18 protein-coding genes are annotated in these 20,903 nt (G+C 42.5%); 8 read left to right on the top strand and 10 right to left on the bottom strand.

Features of this window, described 5'->3' with window-relative positions:
• Positions 1–13: 13 nt before the first annotated feature.
• From A8805_RS03930 to A8805_RS03895, 8 genes are all read left to right on the top strand, one after another.
• Positions 14–913: an EFR1 family ferrodoxin gene (locus A8805_RS03930; protein WP_109708920.1), complete on the top strand. Its 900-nt coding sequence runs from the start codon at positions 14–16 to the stop codon at positions 911–913.
• 230 nt (positions 914–1,143) lie between these two features.
• Positions 1,144–2,250, top strand: a complete 1,107-nt coding sequence (locus A8805_RS03925; protein ID WP_181392731.1) for a helix-turn-helix domain-containing protein — start codon at positions 1,144–1,146, stop codon at positions 2,248–2,250.
• Between the two features lie 12 nt (positions 2,251–2,262).
• Positions 2,263–2,469, top strand: coding sequence for a PLD nuclease N-terminal domain-containing protein (locus tag A8805_RS03920; RefSeq protein WP_109708918.1), 207 nt, complete (start codon positions 2,263–2,265; stop codon positions 2,467–2,469).
• On the top strand, positions 2,469–3,386 hold the full coding sequence (locus A8805_RS03915; RefSeq protein WP_109708917.1) for an ABC transporter ATP-binding protein: 918 nt from the start codon (positions 2,469–2,471) through the stop codon (positions 3,384–3,386). Before A8805_RS03920 ends, A8805_RS03915 begins: the two co-directional genes overlap by 1 nt.
• Positions 3,383–4,147 (top strand): ABC transporter permease, encoded by a 765-nt coding sequence (locus A8805_RS03910; RefSeq protein ID WP_109708916.1) that lies wholly within the window; start codon positions 3,383–3,385, stop codon positions 4,145–4,147. The genes A8805_RS03915 and A8805_RS03910 overlap by 4 nt, the downstream gene beginning before the upstream one ends.
• A gap of 265 nt (positions 4,148–4,412) precedes the next feature.
• Positions 4,413–5,888 (top strand): FAD-binding oxidoreductase, encoded by a 1,476-nt coding sequence (locus A8805_RS03905; RefSeq protein WP_109708915.1) that lies wholly within the window; start codon positions 4,413–4,415, stop codon positions 5,886–5,888.
• A gap of 194 nt (positions 5,889–6,082) precedes the next feature.
• A complete protein-coding gene (locus A8805_RS03900) occupies positions 6,083–7,411 on the top strand; it encodes an APC family permease (protein WP_109708914.1) in 1,329 nt (442 codons plus the stop codon).
• A gap of 282 nt (positions 7,412–7,693) precedes the next feature.
• Positions 7,694–8,551 carry a DUF6544 family protein gene (locus A8805_RS03895; RefSeq protein WP_109708913.1) on the top strand — a complete coding sequence of 286 codons (858 nt, stop codon included), beginning with the start codon at positions 7,694–7,696 and terminating at the stop codon, positions 8,549–8,551.
• A 12-nt stretch (positions 8,552–8,563) separates the two neighbouring features.
• On the opposite strand, the gene A8805_RS03890 is transcribed toward A8805_RS03895, so the two are convergent.
• The 10 genes from A8805_RS03890 to A8805_RS03845 all read right to left on the bottom strand — a co-directional run bounded on the left by A8805_RS03890 (position 8,564) and on the right by A8805_RS03845 (position 20,806).
• Positions 8,564–9,559 (bottom strand): SPL family radical SAM protein, encoded by a 996-nt coding sequence (locus A8805_RS03890; protein WP_334294042.1) that lies wholly within the window; start codon positions 9,557–9,559, stop codon positions 8,564–8,566.
• 92 nt (positions 9,560–9,651) lie between these two features.
• Entirely contained in the window at positions 9,652–10,581 is a 930-nt protein-coding gene (locus tag A8805_RS03885) for a sugar phosphate isomerase/epimerase family protein (RefSeq protein WP_109708911.1), read from the bottom strand.
• Positions 10,582–10,666: 85 nt separating this feature from the next.
• Positions 10,667–11,605, bottom strand: a complete 939-nt coding sequence (locus A8805_RS03880; protein ID WP_109708910.1) for a sugar phosphate isomerase/epimerase family protein — start codon at positions 11,603–11,605, stop codon at positions 10,667–10,669.
• Positions 11,602–12,807, bottom strand: coding sequence for a Gfo/Idh/MocA family protein (locus tag A8805_RS03875; protein ID WP_109708909.1), 1,206 nt, complete (start codon positions 12,805–12,807; stop codon positions 11,602–11,604). The genes A8805_RS03880 and A8805_RS03875 overlap by 4 nt, the downstream gene beginning before the upstream one ends.
• Before the next feature lie 20 nt (positions 12,808–12,827).
• Complete coding sequence (locus A8805_RS03870) at positions 12,828–13,790, bottom strand: sugar ABC transporter substrate-binding protein (RefSeq protein WP_207657673.1); 963 nt, start codon at positions 13,788–13,790, stop codon at positions 12,828–12,830.
• Positions 13,791–13,843: 53 nt separating this feature from the next.
• Positions 13,844–14,839 carry an ABC transporter permease gene (locus A8805_RS03865; RefSeq protein ID WP_109708908.1) on the bottom strand — a complete coding sequence of 332 codons (996 nt, stop codon included), beginning with the start codon at positions 14,837–14,839 and terminating at the stop codon, positions 13,844–13,846.
• Positions 14,832–16,352, bottom strand: coding sequence for a sugar ABC transporter ATP-binding protein (locus A8805_RS03860; RefSeq protein WP_330405719.1), 1,521 nt, complete (start codon positions 16,350–16,352; stop codon positions 14,832–14,834). The genes A8805_RS03865 and A8805_RS03860 overlap by 8 nt, the downstream gene beginning before the upstream one ends.
• Positions 16,353–16,557: 205 nt before the next feature.
• Positions 16,558–18,087, bottom strand: a complete 1,530-nt coding sequence (locus tag A8805_RS03855) for a response regulator transcription factor (protein WP_109708907.1) — start codon at positions 18,085–18,087, stop codon at positions 16,558–16,560.
• Positions 18,088–18,101: 14 nt separating this feature from the next.
• The gene (locus tag A8805_RS03850; protein ID WP_109708906.1) at positions 18,102–19,055 is read right to left on the bottom strand and encodes a substrate-binding domain-containing protein; all 954 of its coding nucleotides are present in this window, start codon (positions 19,053–19,055) and stop codon (positions 18,102–18,104) included.
• The gene (locus tag A8805_RS03845; protein WP_109708905.1) at positions 19,052–20,806 is read right to left on the bottom strand and encodes a cache domain-containing sensor histidine kinase; all 1,755 of its coding nucleotides are present in this window, start codon (positions 20,804–20,806) and stop codon (positions 19,052–19,054) included. Before A8805_RS03845 ends, A8805_RS03850 begins: the two co-directional genes overlap by 4 nt.
• Positions 20,807–20,903: the final 97 nt, after the last annotated feature.

Genomic DNA, 20,903 nt, shown 5'->3' with positions numbered 1-20,903 from the left:
AGGTACCTGTATAATGAACACATATTCCAATATAAAAATTGCCTATTATTCCGGCACCGGTGGCACCGAGATGGCGGCCGAAAACTTCCATAGCTGCTTTGAATCCAGCGACTGTGTCTGCACTATTGAAAAAATCAACAATCAAATAAATATAGACCACTGTGACCATGACCTTCTTCTTTTACTGTTCCCGGTTCACGCTTTTAACGCACCGGCGGCAGTTTACAAGTGGATTGATGGCTTGGATACTGTAAATCAAGTCTCCGGAGCCGTAATCTCTGTTTCCGGAGCCGGTGATATTTGCCCCAACACAGCCTGTCGGGTCAGCAGTATTAAGCGGCTAACAAAAAAAGGCTATCGTGTAATATATGACAAAATGGTCGTCATGCCTTCTAATTGGGTCACTCCTGCCCCAAGTCCATTACCCCATCTGCTGATACAGGCATTACCGAGAGTAGTTGGTCAAATCACAAAGGATCTTCTGTCAGGCATATGCAAAAAAGCTAAACCCTTATGGATTGATAGAATATTCTCTGGGATAGGAAAGTTGGAAACATCAGGGGGACACTACTGGGGTAAACGGATAAAGGTGCTGGGGCACTGCACCAAATGTGGTTGGTGTGCCAGGCACTGCCCTGCCGGTAATATCACGATGCTGCATGAAAAACCGGCCTTTGGTAATCAATGTCATCTTTGCATGAAATGTATTTATGGATGCCCACGCAAGGCCTTACAGCCGGGAATCTGTAAATTTGTTGCTATAAAAGAGGGATACTGTTTACAGAATATCGCAGAACAGGTTCCGCAGACCCCTCAGATATCTGTTAAAGATTTAAAGGTGGGATTCCTTTGGTTGGGAGTCAAGAAATATTTAATGTCTGTAAGCGGCAATCAGAATGATTCGCCCTTTTAATATGGTTATGAACATTTATTGGGCGATCATCATGATTGCTCTTTTCTTTTGCCCTAAACTTAGAAAGGAAGCGGCTTTGCAGGACACGCCAAAACCATCTTCGTACAGGAAGGAGTTATCTCATGGAACACCATAAGTTTCCCTGTGGTTGATTTAATCACCGGAAATCAACTATAAATCCATTGAGGTTGATTTTGTTAGCCAGTATAATAATAGTGGAGGTGATGAACATGAAAGAAATCAATATTGCCAGAGCCATCATCAACAAGCGCAGAGAAAAAGGACTGACCCAAGATGACCTTGCAAGCTACATTGGAGTATCGAAGGCTTCAGTTTCTAAATGGGAAACAGGTCAGAGCTATCCTGACATTACTTTTCTCCCTCAGCTTGCGGCCTTTTTCAATATTAGCATTGATGAGCTCATGGGCTATGAGCCGCAAATGAGCAAAGAGGATATCCGTAAATTGTATCTGAGACTATCTGCCGATTTTGCTTCCAAACCATTCGATGAAGTATTGGAGCATTGCCGTGAAATTGCTAAAAAGTATTTCTCCTGCTTTCCATTGCTGTTCCAAATTGGTGCACTGCTCGTAAACAACAGCATGGAATCCGGTGACATGGATAAAGCCTTCTCTGTAATTGCCGAAGCCAAAGAGCTGTTTATCCGGGTGAAAAAAGAAAGTGAAGATGCGGAGCTTAAGCAGCTCGCATTAAATATGGAGGCCTTCTGCGCCTTGACGCTGGGCAATCCAAATGAGGTTATAGAGCTGCTTGAGGGAACAAGCCGGAAGATAATTTCTGCAGAAACACTGCTTGCGCCAGCCTACCAAATGATCGGCAAACCCCGGGAAGCAAAATCTACACTGCAAATCGGCATCTACCAGCATATGGCTTCTCTTTTTGGTGCCTTTCCCGATTATCTTATGCTTTGTACAGACGAGCAGGAACAGTTTGATGAAACATACAGGCGAGCGCTTGCCGTCGCTGAGGCTTTTGACTTAAAAAATCTTCACCCGTCGATACTCATAAAGTTCCACATCTTGGCTGCGCACGGATATATGCTGCTCGGAAATACAGACAGAGCCTTGGAAATCCTTGAAGAATACGTAGAGCTTGTCACAGGAGATATTTATCCGCTGCAATTAAAAGGAGATGATTACTTCAATCTGATAGATGAGTGGTTTGAAGAGTTTGATTTAGGAACCGCCCTGCCCCGGGATGAGAAAATCGTCCGCCAGAGCATGGCCGACGGGGTGGTAAATAATCCCGTGTTTACTGCATTAGCTGATGAGCCCCGCTTTCAGAGGATTTCAGAAAAACTAAAAAACAATTGTTAGGAGGATTGCATCATGGATTTAGCTATGTTGAAGGAATATTTGCCGTTTCTCATTCCGCTGGTTGCCGCGCAGGTTGCACTTGGTATTACCGCCCTTGTTCATGTGCTGCGGCATCCCCATTACCGTTTCGGGAATAAAGTAATCTGGGCTTTGATTGTCATGTTCGTCCAGATTATCGGCCCGGTTGTATACTTCGCCTTCGGCAGAGGGGAAGAATAATGGGTATTTTAGAGGTTAATCAGCTTTTCAAGCACTTTGGAAACTATGAAGTGCTCAGTGGATTGGACATGGATGTGCCGGAGCATTCTATATTTGGTTTTGTCGGGCAGAATGGCGCGGGTAAAACAACAACGATGAAAATTGTTCTCGGATTATTGAAGCCGGACAGCGGAAGTGTAACCGTATGCGGTGAAAAAGTCGCATATGGAGAAACAAAAACCAATCGGAACATAGGCTTCCTTCCCGATGTTCCGGAGTTCTATGGATATATGTGTCCGATGGAATATTTGAAACTATGCAGTGAAATAACAGGGCTTACAAAAGCAAAGAGCAAATTGAGAAGTGAGGAATTACTCTCCCTCGTGGGGCTAAAAGACGAGAAAAAGAAAATCAGCGGATTTTCCAGAGGAATGAAGCAGCGTCTTGGTATCGCACAGGCCTTACTGAACGAGCCCAAACTTCTTATCTGCGACGAACCGACATCGGCACTTGACCCAATCGGCAGAAAGGAACTACTAGATATCTTACTTGCAGTAAAAGGAAAAACAACAGTTGTGTTTTCCACCCATATCCTGTCAGACGTAGAAAGAGTATGTGACCGCATTGCGGTATTGCACAAAGGCAGGCTGACGCTGCATGGTACGCTTTCTGAAATAAAAGAGCGCCACAGGCATAACGGGTTTGTCCTTGAATTCGGCAGTGTAGAGGAAGCGTTTTTATTCGAGAACGCGGAGGAGTTGAGGCAGCCGGCAATCAGTTTATCGCGAAACAGAAACTCTGTGACCGCATTGGTTGCCGATCACAATGTGGGCGGACATTTTCTGCTGAGCGTGTTATCGCAAAAGCAGATTGTGCCGCTTAAGTTTGCAGCTATGGAACCAACGCTGGAAAGTCTGTTTATGGAGGCGGTGCAATGAGAAATTACACAGTTTTTTTGAAAAAAGAGATTTTTGAATACACAAAAACTTATAAGCTGCTCATTATGCTAATGGTCTTCGCGGTTTTTGGAATCACAAATCCCCTCATGGCAAAACTGCTGCCTGAAATACTTGGAAGTCTTATGGCGGACAGCATCTCCATGTCCTTGCCGGAGGCGACTGCTTTTGACGCCTGGACGCAGTTTTTCAAAAATGCAACGCAAATGGGACTGATTGTGACGGTGATTCTATTCAGTGGCGTTTTGTCCTCTGAGCTGTCTACGGGTACACTTATCAATATGCTGACAAAAGGATTATCCCGGACTGTAGTCATCCTTTCAAAATACACCTGTATGGTTCTGGTTTGGACGATTAGTATTGCACTGTGCTTTGGGCTAACCTATGGTTACACAGTATATCTTTTCCCTGGGGACAAAACAGCAAATCTTCTATTTTCAACGTTTTGCCTATGGCTGTTTGGCTTGTTTCTGCTGGCCATATTATTGCTCGCAGCAACCTTAACAAAAAGCAATTATGGATGTCTGCTCATCACAGGTGCGGCAGTGGTTATCTGTATGCTTGTAAATATCATGCCGGCGGCACATGAGTATAATCCAATTTCGCTGGTGACTGATAATTTGGGACTCATAACAAATTCCATAGAGGCAGCTTCGCTCTATGGCACTATCTTGATTTCCTGTCTGCTTTCGTTGCTTTTTGTGTTGTTATCGGTATTGATATTTCGAAAGAAACAACTGTAAGGCCGCTCAGCTGATAATTCAAGTTGATTTGGGCTTGAAATGCAGTGCATCTATTTTATACTAATGACACATAAAAGCTCTGTGTTTACAGGGCTTTTATTTTTTGTACTGCATTAATTAAAAGATAGCCCTTGTTCATATATTTCAATATATCCGCCATATCACGGTTTACCGGGGTGAACCGTTAAAACATCGTTGCATATAATAAAACACAGTTCGTGGAAGTTGAACTGACAGCTAATCAAGAATAAAAAGGAGGGGTTTGATGGATGCTTCTTTTCTTTGTGGATTAAGCGGTTCTATTGTCACACCTTGCGATGATTCTTATAACGAAGACAGACAAGGCTGGAACCATGCAGTTCAGCACTATCCACTTGTTATCAATTATTGCCGGACAGCAGAGGATGTCTCCAATGCGGTGATGTGGGCAAGACGAAACAATGTTGAACTGCGAATCCGGAGCGGCGGCCACAATTACGAAGGATACTCTAATGGAAATGGTGTTCTCGTAATTGATGTAAGCAGAATGAAAGATATAGAACTAAATCAGCAGTCCCATACTGTTTGTGTGCAGGGCGGTGTGACAAACCGTGAGCTATACGAATATATAGCATCTAAAGGGTATCCCTTTCCGGGCGGAACTTGCCCAACGGTAGGAGTCAGCGGATATGCGCTAGGTGGCGGATGGGGACTTTCCTGCCGCTGCTTCGGTTTGGGATGCGACAGCCTGGAAGAGATTACACTGGTTAATTATGAAGGTCAGATTATTAAAGCGAATAGCAGGTGCAATAAGGATTTATTCTGGGCTTCCCGTGGTGCGGGCGGAGGAAATTTTGGTGTGGTTATTTCTATGACGTTCAGACTCCCTCCTCCTATCCAAAATGTTACGCTGATTGAGATTGACTACCTTCATTCAGATATGCAGACACAGAAGCTATTTCTGGAAACATGGCAAACATGGCTGTGTCATGCGGATCAACGTCTCACTTTAATATCGAGAATATACAATTCCGATACAGACGGTCTATCCATGCTGGTAAGAGGAATTTTCTATGGTGAGCCGGAAGAGGCGGCTTGTTTGGTTCAAAGCTTTTTGGATTTGCAAGGAGCCGTCTCGAATATTCAGTATGTAACCTTCTTAGAAGCCGTAACCATACTTGGCAGCTCATATCCTGACTTTGAAAAATTCCAATCTGCCAGCCGGTTTGTTTACAGACAGTTTAGTCTGTGCGAAATCAGCGACATTGTAGAGCTGATTCAAAATCGTCCGGACGGCTCTGTTTATGCAGGACTGTCTATGTATGCGCTGGGTGGTAAGGTAGCCGAAATGGGCGTGAATGATACCGCATTTTTTCACCGCAATGCACATTATATTATTTGGATAGAGACCATTTGGGAGGACAGCCGTTTTGCTTGTGACAATTCCGAGTGGATCAATCAAAAGTTCCCGTTTCTGGTTCCACTCACGACAGGAGCTTATGTAAACTTTCCTTATGACGCGCTGTGCTGCTATAAGAGTGAATATTACGGATGTCATGTTGAATATCTAAAAGAAGTCAAACAAAAATATGATCCTTATAATATTTTTACGTTTCCACAAGGGTTGGAAAGCTGCGGCAAATATACTATAGACAACATAGGAGTACCGAAAGAGCAAACCCAGCGTCAGGCAGAAGCGATGCCTGTAAAATCGCCAGGAGGAAACTATCGTGGCTTCCGATATGTAAATTCCAGGGATTGATCCGTTCCTGTAACCCAAAATCTTTTTTGCACTATTACACCAGAAAGATGTAGCTTCCTGCCAAAGGAAGTTATGTCTTTTTATGTTAAATAATATGATATAATATTTTTTTAAGCGCAGTAATGGGAAAATATATGGCAGCTTAGAGAAAACAGACCTAATTTTGCAGGCAGTAAAGGAGAAAAGAAAACACTATGAAAAATAATCAAGGACTTAAGAAGAATTTAGGCGTTGCAACAGCCATGTCAATTGTCGTAGGCTGCGTTATCGGTGCAGGCGTATTTTTTAAGCCGTATGCCATTTATCAGGCCACGGGCGGCGCTCCCGGCATGGGTATGCTGGCATGGATTGCGGGCGGTTTTGCAAGCATAGTAGCTGCCCTCACCTTTGCGGAGGTGGCAATCCTTATTCCAAAGACAGGCGGCATGGTAGCTTATCTGGGTGAGGTTTACAACGAAAAAATCGGCTTCCTGGCCGGTTGGATGCAGACAGTGATTTTTTACCCCGCCTTTTTGGCAGGCTATGGCGTGAAGGTTGGTTCAGAGCTGGGTGCCTACTTAGGCATGCAGTACGCTCTGCCCATAGCTATGGCTGTAATCATCACCTTAGTTATCATGAATACACTGGGTTCTAAAACTGCCGGCGGCATCCAAGTAGTCTCTACCATATGCAAATTGATACCCCTGTTACTCTTAATGATCTTTGGCTTTATTTTCGGCAGCGGAAATAACCCTGTCTTTACCCCAATGGTTGCAGAGGGTAAAAACTCGGCAGCCGTTCTCGGCTCTACACTGCTGGCAGTACTCTTTGCCTTTGAGGGCTGGACTAATGTAGGAACTATCGCAGGCGAGATGAAAAATCCCAGCAGAGATCTTCCCCGGGCAATCGTTGGCGGTGTTTCTATCATCATGGCTGTATATTTCATTATCAACATAGCTTATTTGTGGGTAATACCGGCGGATCAGCTTATGAATTTGGAGTCTCCTGCTTCCGCAGTGGCTATGCAGATTTTTGGGCCAATAGGCGGCCTGCTGATTAAAATCGGCATTATCATTTCCGTTATCGGAGCTGCCAACGGGTTCCTGATGTCCGGCTCCCGCGTTGCCTACCTGCTGGCCCGCCAGAATACTTTGCCCGCAAGCAACCGCCTGGGCAGTTTGAATAAAAATCGGGTTCCGGCCAATTCTATCATCTTAGTGGGGTTTTTGGCTTGCCTTTATTCTTTAAGCGGCAAATTTGATATGCTGACTGATCTTGCGGTATTCTCCTGCTGGATTTTTTATACCTTGACCTTCGCTTGTGTAATGAAACTGCGCAGAACAAAACCTGACCTTCCACGTAAATACAAGGTACCTTTTTATCCCATCATACCTGTTTTAGCAATTTTAAGCGGCCTATATGTAATGGTAAGCCAGCTTTTCCTGTCAGGTTCTTTCGCCAGACTGCTGTCTATTGGCAGCATCGCCATCACCTTATTGGGCCTGCCGGTATATATTCTTGTAAAGCGGTATTATAGCAAATAAACTTAAAAAATCAAAAGACAGTTTTGAGATTCTATTTTAAAGGTTTACGGGTTTCTTTCAAAGTGGTAGAATAGAATTTAAAAAGTACATGCAACATTGGGTAAAATGAAATTAAAGGTCGCGTCAACAAAATCCGATATTGGATACAATTAATATTCTGCCCTTTGTATTGATTGGATTTTTATTCAGAAAAGACCATAGAGGAATACACGATTTAATTGCTAAAACAGTCGTTGTAGAAAGCGATACTGCTCGACAAAAATAAGAATAGAGGTGGAATATATGCTTTGGATAGTGATAGTTTTGATTGCACTGGCAATCATAGTGATTTACTTCGCAATACCCGGCGGCAGACTTTGGAAACAATATCTGACAGATGTAAAAGATTCTTTGACCGAAACAAATATGCAAAGAAGCATACATAGTATATTTACAGAAGATGATGTTGCTGAGCTGCCTGCTCTGCTCCGGCAGCACATCATCAACGGGGGCTATATAGGAAAGCCTCTTATGGATAACATGCTGATATATTTTCATAACACTAAGTTTCGTATGTCGGCAGGCAAAAAACCAATTAAAATTAAATTCATGCAGGTTAATTTTGTAGGCAGACCCGACCGGCATGCTTTCTTGTCAGGACGAATTGCAGGGATTCCATTGCAGGCCAAAGATAGCATGTTGGATGGATTCGGCTCTATGACAGGTGTGCTTGCCAAGCAGTTCCGGCTTTTCTGCTCTACTGGGGCAGAAATGGACCAAGGTCAGTTGATAACGGCGTTGGCAGACGCAGTGTATATGCCGTCCTTGTTTTTACAGGAATATGTGTCCTGGACAGCCGTTGACGATTGCACCGTTGAAGGTAAGATTTCATTTAAGGGCGTTACTGCCAAAGGAAGATTTACCTTTGACAATAATGGCAATATTATACGTTTTGATACCGAGGACAGATACATGGACGAAAACGGGAAAGGCAGCTCGCTGGTGCCGTGGTATGTAACCTATTCTGATTACAAAGAACAGAATGGTTACTTTCAGCCGGGAAGCGTTAGTGTAAATTGGAAACTTCCGGGTGGTGACGACACATATTTTGTGAGCGACCACATTGAGGTTCAGTATTCAATAAACGAAGCAATTTTATAACTTAATTAAGTTTTATGAAATATACAATATCTGCATGGTTCCTAACTGCCGCGAAAGCTTTTCCCGTAAAAAGGATTCGGCCTCTGCACGGATATCGTTTCGATAGCAGTATTTTCCGCGCCCGCGTCCAGTCATGGTTTCTCTGTCGAAAAGCTGTACGGCATTTGGGAATGCGTCAGTATTAATGGCATTTTGTACGAAGCTGTATGTCATTAGTATAATTTCTATAAAGCCATTCTGCTTGACCTTGTCGCTCAGCTCGTCTGCCAGGCGCTGTATCAGTTCACCATACAGGCTCTTCCAGTCCGGAAGAAGGATTACGGGTGCAATCAACATTCCTACCGGATATCCCGCCTCCGCCATGTCGTTCAGCGCGCGGATTCTTGCTGGCAGCGGGGAGGTCCCCAGCTCTATGCGTCTTATTATTTCCTCCGGGTTCACACTCATACGAAATATAGTCTTCCCCTGGTGGTCAAGGTTAAGCAGCGGATTTACCATATCAAATTTTGTGGGAAACGTCAGGCTCCCGCGGCCTTCACGCGCAAAACGTTCGATTGTATAGGATAAATTATCCGTTATTGTGTTTTCCAGCAGAAGATCGCTGTTGCTTCCAATCTCAAAGGTCTGCGGTACAGGAGCCGCAGCGTCTTTTTTAAGCAGCCTGCCCAGCATTTGCTCGCGGTTGACAAACAGACGCAGATAGGCACATTTATTGTAATTGCATACCAGATAGCAGTATAGACACATTGCCCTGCAGCCTGAGGATGTATAAGGTACCAGCCAGTCCGAAACCTTATGGTTCGGCACATATCGATGTGTCTTTCTGACTCCGATAATCAGATGGTTTTTTAACTTTGGAAAGTCCCGGTTATCCGCCGCTGTCATTTCCGGTATGCGGTTGTGACTCTCTATCTGTATCCAGGGCAGGTTTGCGTATTTGCTCTGCAGCATCTGCCCCAGCTCATAATCAAGCGTACCTGGCTCATAATATACCGCATCAAAATTTATATTCATGCTGAACACCTCCTAACGGTTATAGTTTGCCAGAAATGATGAAAAATATTTCTCGTTGGAGGGCATAAATAAACAAAATCTTTTTTCTACGGTTGCTGCTTGCCTAAAAGTTCTCTTTCAATCCGTTCTCTTGCTTCGGGAGCCTGCTTTGCCATCTTTTCCGGAAAACCAAACATAGATACACAAGCTATATTATCGCCGCCCACTTTTGGCGCATCGTTTCTTAGCTGGCGGTTAACAAAATCCATTTCCCGCAATGTTTCAAAAACACCGTCAAAATCTACTTCGCCTTCACCCATAGCCAGATGCTGATGCACACATGCATCGATTTTACCTCTTTTATTTAGCCAGGGTGGATTTACAATATAGTGGCAATCTTTTGTATGGTTATAAGTATCGGCAAACAGCACATGGGTTAGTTCATCACCAGCATATTTCAGCATGTTTCTGACATCCCCTTTGCCTTCATCATAGAAAAATGTATGGGGCACTGAATAAACATAGCCAAGATGCTTTGAACGAAGTGATTTTACAAGATCACAAGTCTCATTATTAAATTCACTAAAGTCATATGGATGAGATTGAATCTCTACCCGAAGCCCTTCTTTTTCGATAATCGGAAGCAATTCTTCCATAGAACGGTACCACATACCATTACAGATTTCTGCCATATTGGGATCACCTGACAATTCTGTATTAATTACCCGCACACCCATATTAACTGCAATTTCAATAATTCTTTTCCAGTTTTTTACGGCCATCTGCCGCTCTTCCTCTGTAGGCCCGGACCAGCGGTATACTACGATAAACGAAGATATTTCCACCCCTGTTTCAGACAGTGCTTTTTTATACTCCTTTTCACATTCTGCTGAAAAGAGCGGATGTTTGTAAAAGGGATTGATTCTGGGATGAGGAGACTGCTCAATATACTTGTATCCCCAATCGGCTGCCTGGTGAACCATGCGGTTGATATCCATTTGTTTTGCTAACACATCTACATCAAATGCTATTTTCATAATTATATCTTTACCTCCATATTGATAAAAAGCGAACATTTTCGGTCTTCATATTAAGAATACTTGAATGTTCGCTTTATTATTTTTATTTGCTTATTGTTTGCTGCAATGCATCAATTGAAGTCAGAACCCCTGCCTCAACCGACATTGTTAAATCTTCCATCTCCAAAGATACATCACCGTCATAACCCATCATGCTGAGTACTGAGAAAAATTCCTTCCACCACTGAAGATCTTTACCACAGCCAACTGCAACATAATTCCATACCCGGTCAGCCGATTCAGTAACCGGCCTTGGCTCAAGGATACCATTCACATCTGCTAATCCCCGCTCAATTCGCGCATCTTTGCCATGCACATGGAAAATACATCCTTTTAATGCACGTGCAGCCGCAATTGGATCGGCTCCCAGAATCATCATATGGGAAGGGTCGAGGTTAATACCGATGATTGGGTCCGTGGCCTCTCTTAGCTTTAACATTGTCTCCACAGACCACACCATAGTTCCGGGGAATTCTTCGATAGCAATCTGTTCAATTCCTTTCTTTTTACAGTACGCAGAAAACTCTTTCCAGAATTCAATTGTAACTTTCCATTGATATTCATAGGCCGGGGCCATAAAGCCAGGCCATGAGACAGTGGACGTAATCCAGTTAGGTGTAGTATCTGCAGCATTACCTGCCGGAAGACCTGCCATTGCTACAATTTTCTTAACCTCAAGCTTTTCTGCCAGATCTGCACACGCATACATAGACTTTTTATACTCTTCGCCGGTATCAGACGGCCACAGCGGATTGCAGGATGTATTCAGCGTTGCAATTCTCATCTTCCTTTTGCTTAGCTCCTCTTTAAATTCAGCCAGTTTACTTTCATCCTCCAGCAGTTCTGCAGTGTTGCAATGTTTGCGGGCGCCCCAGCCCCCTGCTGTCATTTCTACTGCGTCAATTCCTAAAGACTTTACTTTGTCAAGCATATCTGTGTAAGACAAATCTGCAAATACATCTGTACATATTGCTAGTTTCATATTATTTCCTCCTGGTTATTTATTTCCTGGAAATCTACCCAAACACCGCCTTTATCGGCCGATTCTACACATTTGGTAACCCAGCGTATCCCCTCAATACCCGCATCTAAGTCAGGATACACAAGATTCTTTAATGTCTCTTCATCCCCATTATTTTTAGCTTCAATGGCAATTGCAAATTTAAGATAAATATTAGCCCAGCTCTCAATCAATCCTTCAGCATGTAATGCACCTAAACGTTCATCAGCATTGCATTCATCATACAGATAAGGCATTGAACGGATCATCTTACGGATTGGTTCTCCCTGCACCTGGTAAATCAGCTCATTTGGCTGATTATCTGAGAATTCAACAGAAGCTTTAGAACCGATGATACGGATACGATGACCGTCCATACATCCTGCATTCACAGCCGAAGTCCACAATCTGCCTACTGCTCCGTTTTCATATCTCATTAATACGTAAGCATTATCTTCCAATGGGTAACGGCTGCCAATAAAAGACTGACGGTCGCAAAGTATCTGTTTCAGCTTTAAATCCGGGCAAATCAATTCGGACATATAGAATGTATGTGTAGACAAATCTCCCAGTACAAAGGATGGGCCTGCTACCTTTGGATCTACTCTCCATTTTTGTCCTTCGCTCTTTACATCACCAGCCGCGTCACACCCGAATCCGTGGGTATATTGAAGTTCAACCATATGTATATCGCCAAGGTCTCCGTTTTTTACCATTTGACGCATCTGTAATAACAACTGACTTCCGGAAAAACCATATGTAACCCCAACAATTTTATTCATTTTTTCTGCTAAAGCTTTCATTTCAAGACCTTGTTCAACTTCAAAGAAGAGTGGCTTTTCGCAGATTACGTGAAGCCCGCTTTCTAATGCAGCTTTCGTAATTTCATAATGGGTTCCATTTGGTGTTGCAATTGTAACCACTTCTATTCCATCTTCCCGTTTCGCTTCTTCGGCAAACATTGTTTTGTAATCCGGATAACAGCGTTCTGAGGTTACACCAATATTCACCCCAAAATCTTTTCCACGCTCCGGATCAATATCAAAAGCTCCCGCCACAAGTTCAAATGCTGTATTATCGCGAAGCGCTCCCTGGCGATGTTTATATCCTACGTTAGCGGTCCGGCCGCCTCCAACCATGCCCCATCTCAGGGGACGTTTAATGACTCTTTCTCCGTTTATCATAGCAATACCTCCTAATGTTTTTATTTTAGATAATCTGCCACATTATCAATTGTTACCGGTTCAAAATCAACAATAACACGTTCTCCCGGATCTTCACCCTTTTGTAATTTCTGAATTGTTTCATAGCAATTTTTTGCTAATGCATCTGCTGACTGACGGATGGAAATTGCCATCTCTCCTGATTTAATTTTTTGCATAGCTTCATCAGTAGCGTCAACACCTGCAATTAAAACACCATCTAATCTGTCCGCAGCTTTAAGAGCCTCAACAGCACCCAGTGCCATCTGGTCATTTGCACAAACAATGGCATCAAACGCATCATATGACTGACACCAGTCTTCTACCACTTTCTGCGCCTTGTCCCGGGTATATTCGCCCGTCATTTCTGCGATTATTTCAACATCGGGACGCTTTTCTTTCATCGTTTCAAAGAAGCCATCGTGACGTTCTACAGAGTGATAAAGTCCCGGAGTTCCAGACAGGTAAAGTACTTTTGCATTATCAGGCAATTCTTCCGCCATATACTCCGCCTGCATTACTCCTGCATCTCTATTCTGACAGCCTACAAAGGTATACTCACCGCCTTCTGATTCAATACCCAGGCATATAACCGGAATATCAGCCTGGTTCGCATTTTGAACACCCGGGGTGATCCCGGAATAGTCAATGGGAACAGCAATAATCGCATCAACTTCCTGCATAATTGCATCGTCAATTTGATTTAACTGTTTTTGCGGATCCATATTGGCTTCAGAATTTACTACTTTAATTGTTGCATCATCACCAACCAAATCATTGAAAGTATCCTTCTTTAATTTGTCAAACACATCCGAATCACCTGAATTACAGTAAGCAACAGTAAATACGTCACCGCCGTCACTGCCATTATCCGAACTACTTGAACTGTCACTGCTGCCGCCGCAGCCCGCCAGACTTGTTACCATGAGCCCTGCTGCCAGAATCATTGCCAATCGTTTTTTCATAACTTCTTCCTAACCCTTTCCTTTCACTTTTTATATTTAGTTACTTTACATTGTCACTTCCTTGCTTTTTCTGCTGCACGCTTTGTAACTACGTCGAGAATAATAGCAAGCAAGATTACGACCCCTTTAATCACCTGCTGCCAATACGTATTGACATGAAGCAGGTTTTGCACATTGTTAATGATACCTACAATAATCGCACCAATGATTGTTCCGCTGACATTCCCGGAACCTCCGGCGATGGAAGTACCGCCCACAATTACGGCTGTGATTGCATCAAACTCATATGCCAGACCACCCGCCGGTGTTCCCGAAGCCTGCCGCGCCATAAATACCACCGCTGCAATACCGGTGATTGCTCCGTCTAACAAGAATGCCTTTTTAATTACTGTTTTCGATTTGATACCTGATGCGATGGCAGCATTTTCATTTCCGCCTACCGCGTATATATGCCGTCCGAATACAGTTTTATTAAGAAGTATCCAGGCAATCATAAATAAAACTAACATAATGGCTACCGAAGTAGGAATCGGCCCGATAAATCCTTGTCCCAGCCAGTTAAAAGCCGCATCCATCCCGGACACCGGAGTTCCATTTGTAATCAATAAGGCGCCTCCGCGGGCCATTGTCATGATAGCCAGAGTCATAATAAACGCCGGAATATTGAATTTCGTTATTATATAACCACTAAGCGCACCAATGGATAAACCGATTATAATTGCCGCAATTACAGTTATAATTGCCGCTAATACCGGGGGCATAATTTCCTGCAGCCTGATCATAAGCAGACAGGCGATACATCCTATAAATGCCAGCTCTGAACCATATCCAATATTTGTGTGCCCCAAAATAATGATAAACGTTGCACCAAATGCCAGCATAGCAACCACACCGTTCTGCAGCAGTATATTTGATAAGTTTCGCGGCTTAACGAAGTTTGGTACGAATACGGAAGCCAAGACTACAATGATAATCAGAATCATCAGTGTTCCCCACCTGCCGTAAAACTCGCCGAAATTAAACCTTTTTTCTTTATTATGCTTACTCATTTTCTTTTCCCCCTGTTGCATATTTCATAATGCGCTCCTGCGTCAAATCACAGCGGGCAAGAACTCCGCTGATTCGGCCTTCCTGCATTACCACGACCCTGTCTGACATTCCCAGGACCTCCGGCAACTCAGAAGAAATCATTATTACTGCCATACCCTGTCTGGCAAACTTACACATAAGTTTATGTATCTCACTTTTAGCTCCTACATCAATACCTCTGGTCGGCTCGTCCAAAATCATGATCTTTACATCACCGGCTAACCATTTCGCCAATACAACTTTCTGCTGGTTTCCACCGGACAGCGTCTCCGCTTTCACATCCAGACCGGCAATTTTAATATTAAGAAGATCAACCATTTCATCCGAGCGTTTCATAATTTCCTTGTCGTCGAGCAATAAGCCCTTTTTATAACTGTAAAGTGTCGCTAAAGATATATTGTCTTTTATGTTACGCCCCAATACCAGCCCATACCCCTTGCGGTCTTCAGATACCATTGCGATACCGGCCTTGATTGCATCAGCGGTATTATGGATATGAACAGGCTTTCCGTCAATCAGGACCTCTCCCGATGTATACTTATCAATTCCAAATATAGCTTTCATCACTTCACTTCGGCCTGCACCAACCAAACCTGCAAAACCTAAAATTTCACCTTTTCGAAGCTGGAAGCTGATATTCTGAAAGCGGCCTCCATCAGGCTTTTCCTGTGTCAGCTCTTTCACTTCCAGCACAACCTCCCCAATAGGAATATCTTCTTTAGGAAATATGTTTTTAATCTCCCGGCCGACCATACTGGCAACCAGTTTGTTTGCATCATATTCAGAAGCAGGTCCGCTTTCTATCCACTGACCATCACGAATAACTGTAATTTCATCAGCAATACGGAAGATTTCATCCATCTTATGGGTAATATACAGGATGGCTACCCCTTTTTCCTTTAGCATTGAGATTTGCCCAAATAGAATTTCTATTTCCGCATCAGCAATTGCCGAAGATGGTTCATCCATAATAATTACTTTCGCATTCATGGAAATTGCTTTGGCAATCTCCACCAGCTGATGTCCGGCAATAGACAGTTCTCTCATTTTTTGGTGTGCATTGAAAGAAATATTCAGCATATCCAGCAAGTTCTGAGTATCACTGTATATCTTGGTAAAATCTACAAACCCTCTCTTTTTCGGCTCCCTGCCCAAATAAATATTCTCAGCAATTGTCATATCCATAACCGGGTTAAGTTCTTGATAGATCATTGCTATACCCATTTGCATCGTGTCCTGCACACTGTGTTTTCCGATGACCTCACCTTCAAAGTACATTTCTCCCTCATCGGCTTCGTATGTTCCGTTAATCACTTTCATAAGCGTCGATTTTCCGGCACCATTTTCTCCGCAAATCACATGAACTTTTCCTGCCTGGACCTGGAGATTAACACCATCTAATGCCCGGACACCAGGGAATACCTTAACCACATTCCGCATTTCCAGCACCAGTGAATTTTGTGCATTTATCACATTTCCCCCTCCTTTCCGTCTCCCTATTTGTAACTAGTATACATATTTTTATACTTTTAACATATCGCCTCATTTACGCCAAAATTGTTTTATTTTATGCACTTTCTCGTTTTAATTAAAAAAAACACACCTCCAAATCGCTTGATATTTGTTTATCAATGATTTAGGGTGTATTTTTTTGTAAGTTGTGTTTTTTTACGATTTATTATATTGCTTTTCGGAAGACCGCCGGACTGCATCCTACCTTTTTCTTAAATACTTTGCAAAAATGCTGATAATCAGTGAATCCTGACAGCTCCGCAATACCTCTGACAGATTCATGTCTGCTCTGCTTTAATAACCACTGTGCCTGCTTTATTCTTACCTCCGTCAAATATTCCACAAAGCAGATTCCCATCTCTTTTTTAAATCTTGCACTCAAATACGTGGGTGTAAGACTAACATGTTCTGCAACTTCGTTCAATGAACAGCCGTCATTAAAATGCTCTTTAATATACTTCACTGCATTTTTAATCGAAAGCGAAACATTATCCGGAGTTTTGGAGGAACGATTCTCATACAGCAATAATATATATTCATTCATGTAGTCTTCTATCTGCTCTATTGATTCTAGTTGAGCATATTCTTTTTCCGGTCTTATGATTTCTCCGGCCATATCACATCTGCGTATCCAGTCACACACTATCTGAGGAAGAACCTTTTCTTCCTTAATTGCATTTACAGCATTTTCATACGATTTTTCCAGCGTAACCTCATCACCGAGGTTTATCAGATAGGGGAGGTCTGCTGCAAGCTTCTCGGCCTCCTTAGGACAAACATTTCTCATTTTTTTACTATCAGGATATCCCCAGGCGCCCCGCTCGTAAAACCCCAGCATAGAGGCATTTTCCGCCTGCCTTACAGCTCTTGCCAATGCGCCTTCCTTACTGCACACTTCACTGCTTCCCGTAGTCAGCTTAACCCCCAGATATTCCCACATATAGTCATGTACCACTTTCTGAAGCGTCATAAATATTTCGTACTGCTTTATTGTAGACGGGAACTCTGTTAAATCCACCAGAAACACACATACTCTTTCCCTCATCACAACCATGGCTGCATTATTACTTATGGATATTTGCTGGCACAATTCATAAAATGTATCTTTCTTTGCTCTTTGTTCTATCGGCAAACGGGCTAATACTACTGCACATTGACGAAAAGTTCCAGTTATATAGGCCGTTTCAAGAAGCATTTTTTGTTCATCCATTGAACATTCATTGTCTAATAATTTCTGCAGCACTTCCTTTCTAATCTCTATCATACCTTTTTGAGCAAATGTAACCAGTTCGTCCTGTTGGTTTATTTCATGAAGGCGCTTGTCCATATGCTTTTCTACAGTTTTCAGAACCTCAAGGAGCACTTCCTGATTTAAATGATTTTTTAAAATATACTCGTCTGCCCCTAATGCCATTGCTGTTTTTACATATTCAAAGTCCTCATGGCAGCTGAGCATAATAACCCCGCCCTGAAAACCTTCCTCTTTTATTCTTTTTAGAAAATCAATCCCATTCATAACAGGCATACTCACATCGGTAACCACTATATCCGGGTGAAACTCTTTGAATATCTTAAACCCTTCTTCACCATCCCTGGCATCTCCAATTATCCTGTATCCCTCATCCTCCCATGGAATAATTTGCCTGAGAAACATTCTTACCAATGCATCATCATCTATAATCAGAACTTTTTTCATTACCCGGCCCCCCTTTAATCAAGATATTCCTCAATATTTTCTTTCGTCATCAGTTCACAACTTATATATACATTGTTTTTTACTGCATTTGGGCCGTCCTCTAAACGCTCTGCCACAGTTTCAACAGCTGTCTGGCCCACTTCATATCCCGAATGAGCAATCAACCCGTAGATGTCTCCTCTTTGGACCGCCTTAATTGCATCATCCTGGGTGTCAATTGCCACGATACAAATATCCTTCCCCATTTCTTCTGCACTGGCGGCAGCCCCCAGCCCCATAACTGCACTGGCACAAAATAACCCCTTAACCCCATCATTTATTAACTCTTTCGTTACGTGCAGGGCATCGGTATAACTGCCGTGTTCTTTTGTTATTGTAATAGCATCTTTTTCAATACCACGTATATTCTTAAGTTCTTTTTGAAATGAATCAATTCTGTCAACCGTCTGGGCCTGTTTTCCTCCTCCTGCTATCATTGCCATCTTCGCACTATCCGGAAGGTTTTGGTCAAGACATTGGGCTGCCAGTTTTCCGACCTCCATATTGTCTACCCCTATATAGGGAATGTCACGATCCAGGGAGCGTGTGTCAACGGTAAATAATTCAATTCCTTTTTCTTTGGCCAGATCAACAATCCAGCCTGTGTTTGTAGAATTACAGGGGGCAATAATCAAAGCATCAATCTCTGATTCCATTATATCCCTTACAATAACCTCCTGTTCGTCTTCGGCCCACTCGTTACTGGGATAAAACAATGTAAGATTCACATTATTCTGCCTTGCAGCATTCTCCATTCCCGAGCGGATTCCCCGCCAATGCTCACTATCCATGGTTTTCAAAACCACTCCGATATTCCAGACTTCTTCTTCCTCAAGCATCGTTCCCGAGGCACACCCGCTTAAGCAAATCACAAGATAAAAAAGGCAGCCGGCGCAGGATACCATTCGCTTTATAATACTTCTTTTCATACGCCTTCCTCCATTTCCGTGCTGGCCGGAATTTCAATCATATATTTTGTGCCAGTTCCTATTTCCGTCTGAAGATTAAATTGTATTACCTCACCAAAGAACAAACGTAACCTTTCACTTGTATTAAAAACACCGATTCCATTAAATTGCCTTTTTGTGTCCCCCTCATGATGCAAAACTGCCCGTTTCTGCTCCTTAGTCATTCCCTTTCCATTGTCCTCAACTTCAATATGGAGCCTGTCTCCAATAACATCCGCATGTATTTTAATTACATTATCATTACGCTTAGTATCCATTCCATGCAGAATCGAATTTTCTACCAGCGGCTGAAGCATAAAGCGGGGCACAAAACATTTTTCGGCATCTTCCGAAATATCATATATCATGCTAAAGCAGCCCATGTAACGATACTTCTGCAGAGAAACATAGTCTTTCACAAGTTGTATTTCAAACCCCAGTGTACTGAAATCGCTTCCCTTGTTCAAACTCGCTTCAAGTAATTCTATAAATGCAGATAACTGTTTACCGACACGTTCATTCCCCTGCATAATTGCCATATACTTAATAGAGTTCAAAGTGTTATACATAAAATGCGGCTTAATCTGATATTGCAGCGCCCGCAGTTCCGATTGCCTTGCATTTTTTTGTTCATCTACTACCTGATTGATTAATCCATCAATCTGGGCAACCATCCCATTAAACTGATTACTGAGCTGATAAAATTCGTCTCCTTTATCAACCCTTGCCCGGGTACCAAAATCACCGCGTCCAACTCTTTCCATTGCATAAATAAGATTCTTTAAAGGCTTGTTCAACATATCTGCAATTTTGTTAGCCAGAATTAGAGCTAAAATAATGACTACAAATAACATCAAAGTAAATAACCATTGAGTTTGTTTCAAATCGGAAATAAGTGCCGCATGTTCAGAGATTCCAAGTAACGTAAATTCTGAAAAAGATGATTTCACTGTGGTATAAATACTTTTTCGCCCTTCATACTCACCAATTCCCATTTCTATTCTTTTCTTATCCAGAGAAATATCAATCAAATCGGAAATATGATTATTCAACCCTAATGACTGCCGCGCAGAGCAGATATTTCCCTCCCCGTCAAGCAAAAAATATTCTTCTGAAACTTTGCCTGAATCCAGTAATTTATAGTACATTGACCTTTCATTTATACTGACTCCGACTGTCCCAATATACTTGTCATCCTCTGCATAAATTGGTTTTGCATATAAATAAACTGTAGTCATTTTACTTCCGCCCATTCCGGTTGTAACTAACGGCTGAAGTCCTGTACCCTGATTAACAATCCACGGATACTGACTGCTGTCTTTTACTTCTATAATGTCTCTATACTCCTGTGAACTTATAATCTGCTCTGCTTCCGCTATGTACAAAAAAATTTCATCAATAAAGTCTGGGGAATCATTCTGAGATCTTAAGTACTCTGACACCTTTAAAGAACCTTCCACATTTTGACTTGTGTCTTTCATATATGCATTTATGACACTATTCAATTCATCCTGCACGCTTATAGCAATTGTTTTTTGATAAGCATCGCGCATATCTTCATCAATCTGCTCCATCCGCAGCTTCATTGAATTCGTCAGACTTTTTGCATAATTGTTCTCAACCAAATCTGTGGCAACATAATACGTAAAGAAAAAAAACGCGCTCAAGCCCGATATTGTAACTATTATTATAGACAACATAATTCTTAACCGAAATGTCATTTTTTCTCTCATTCCTCTTTCATTCCTTTACCATCCCGATTGATATCAGGATAATCCATTTTTACAAATAACAGACACGACGATATCAAGGACTACTCATCTGCCAATG

This window comes from Faecalicatena contorta (assembly GCF_003149105.1).
Taxonomy (GTDB): Bacteria; Bacillota; Clostridia; order Lachnospirales; family Lachnospiraceae; genus Muricomes; species Muricomes contortus_C.
Note: the sequence above shows the minus strand (reverse complement) of the source record. Positions and strands in the feature narration are given on the sequence as shown.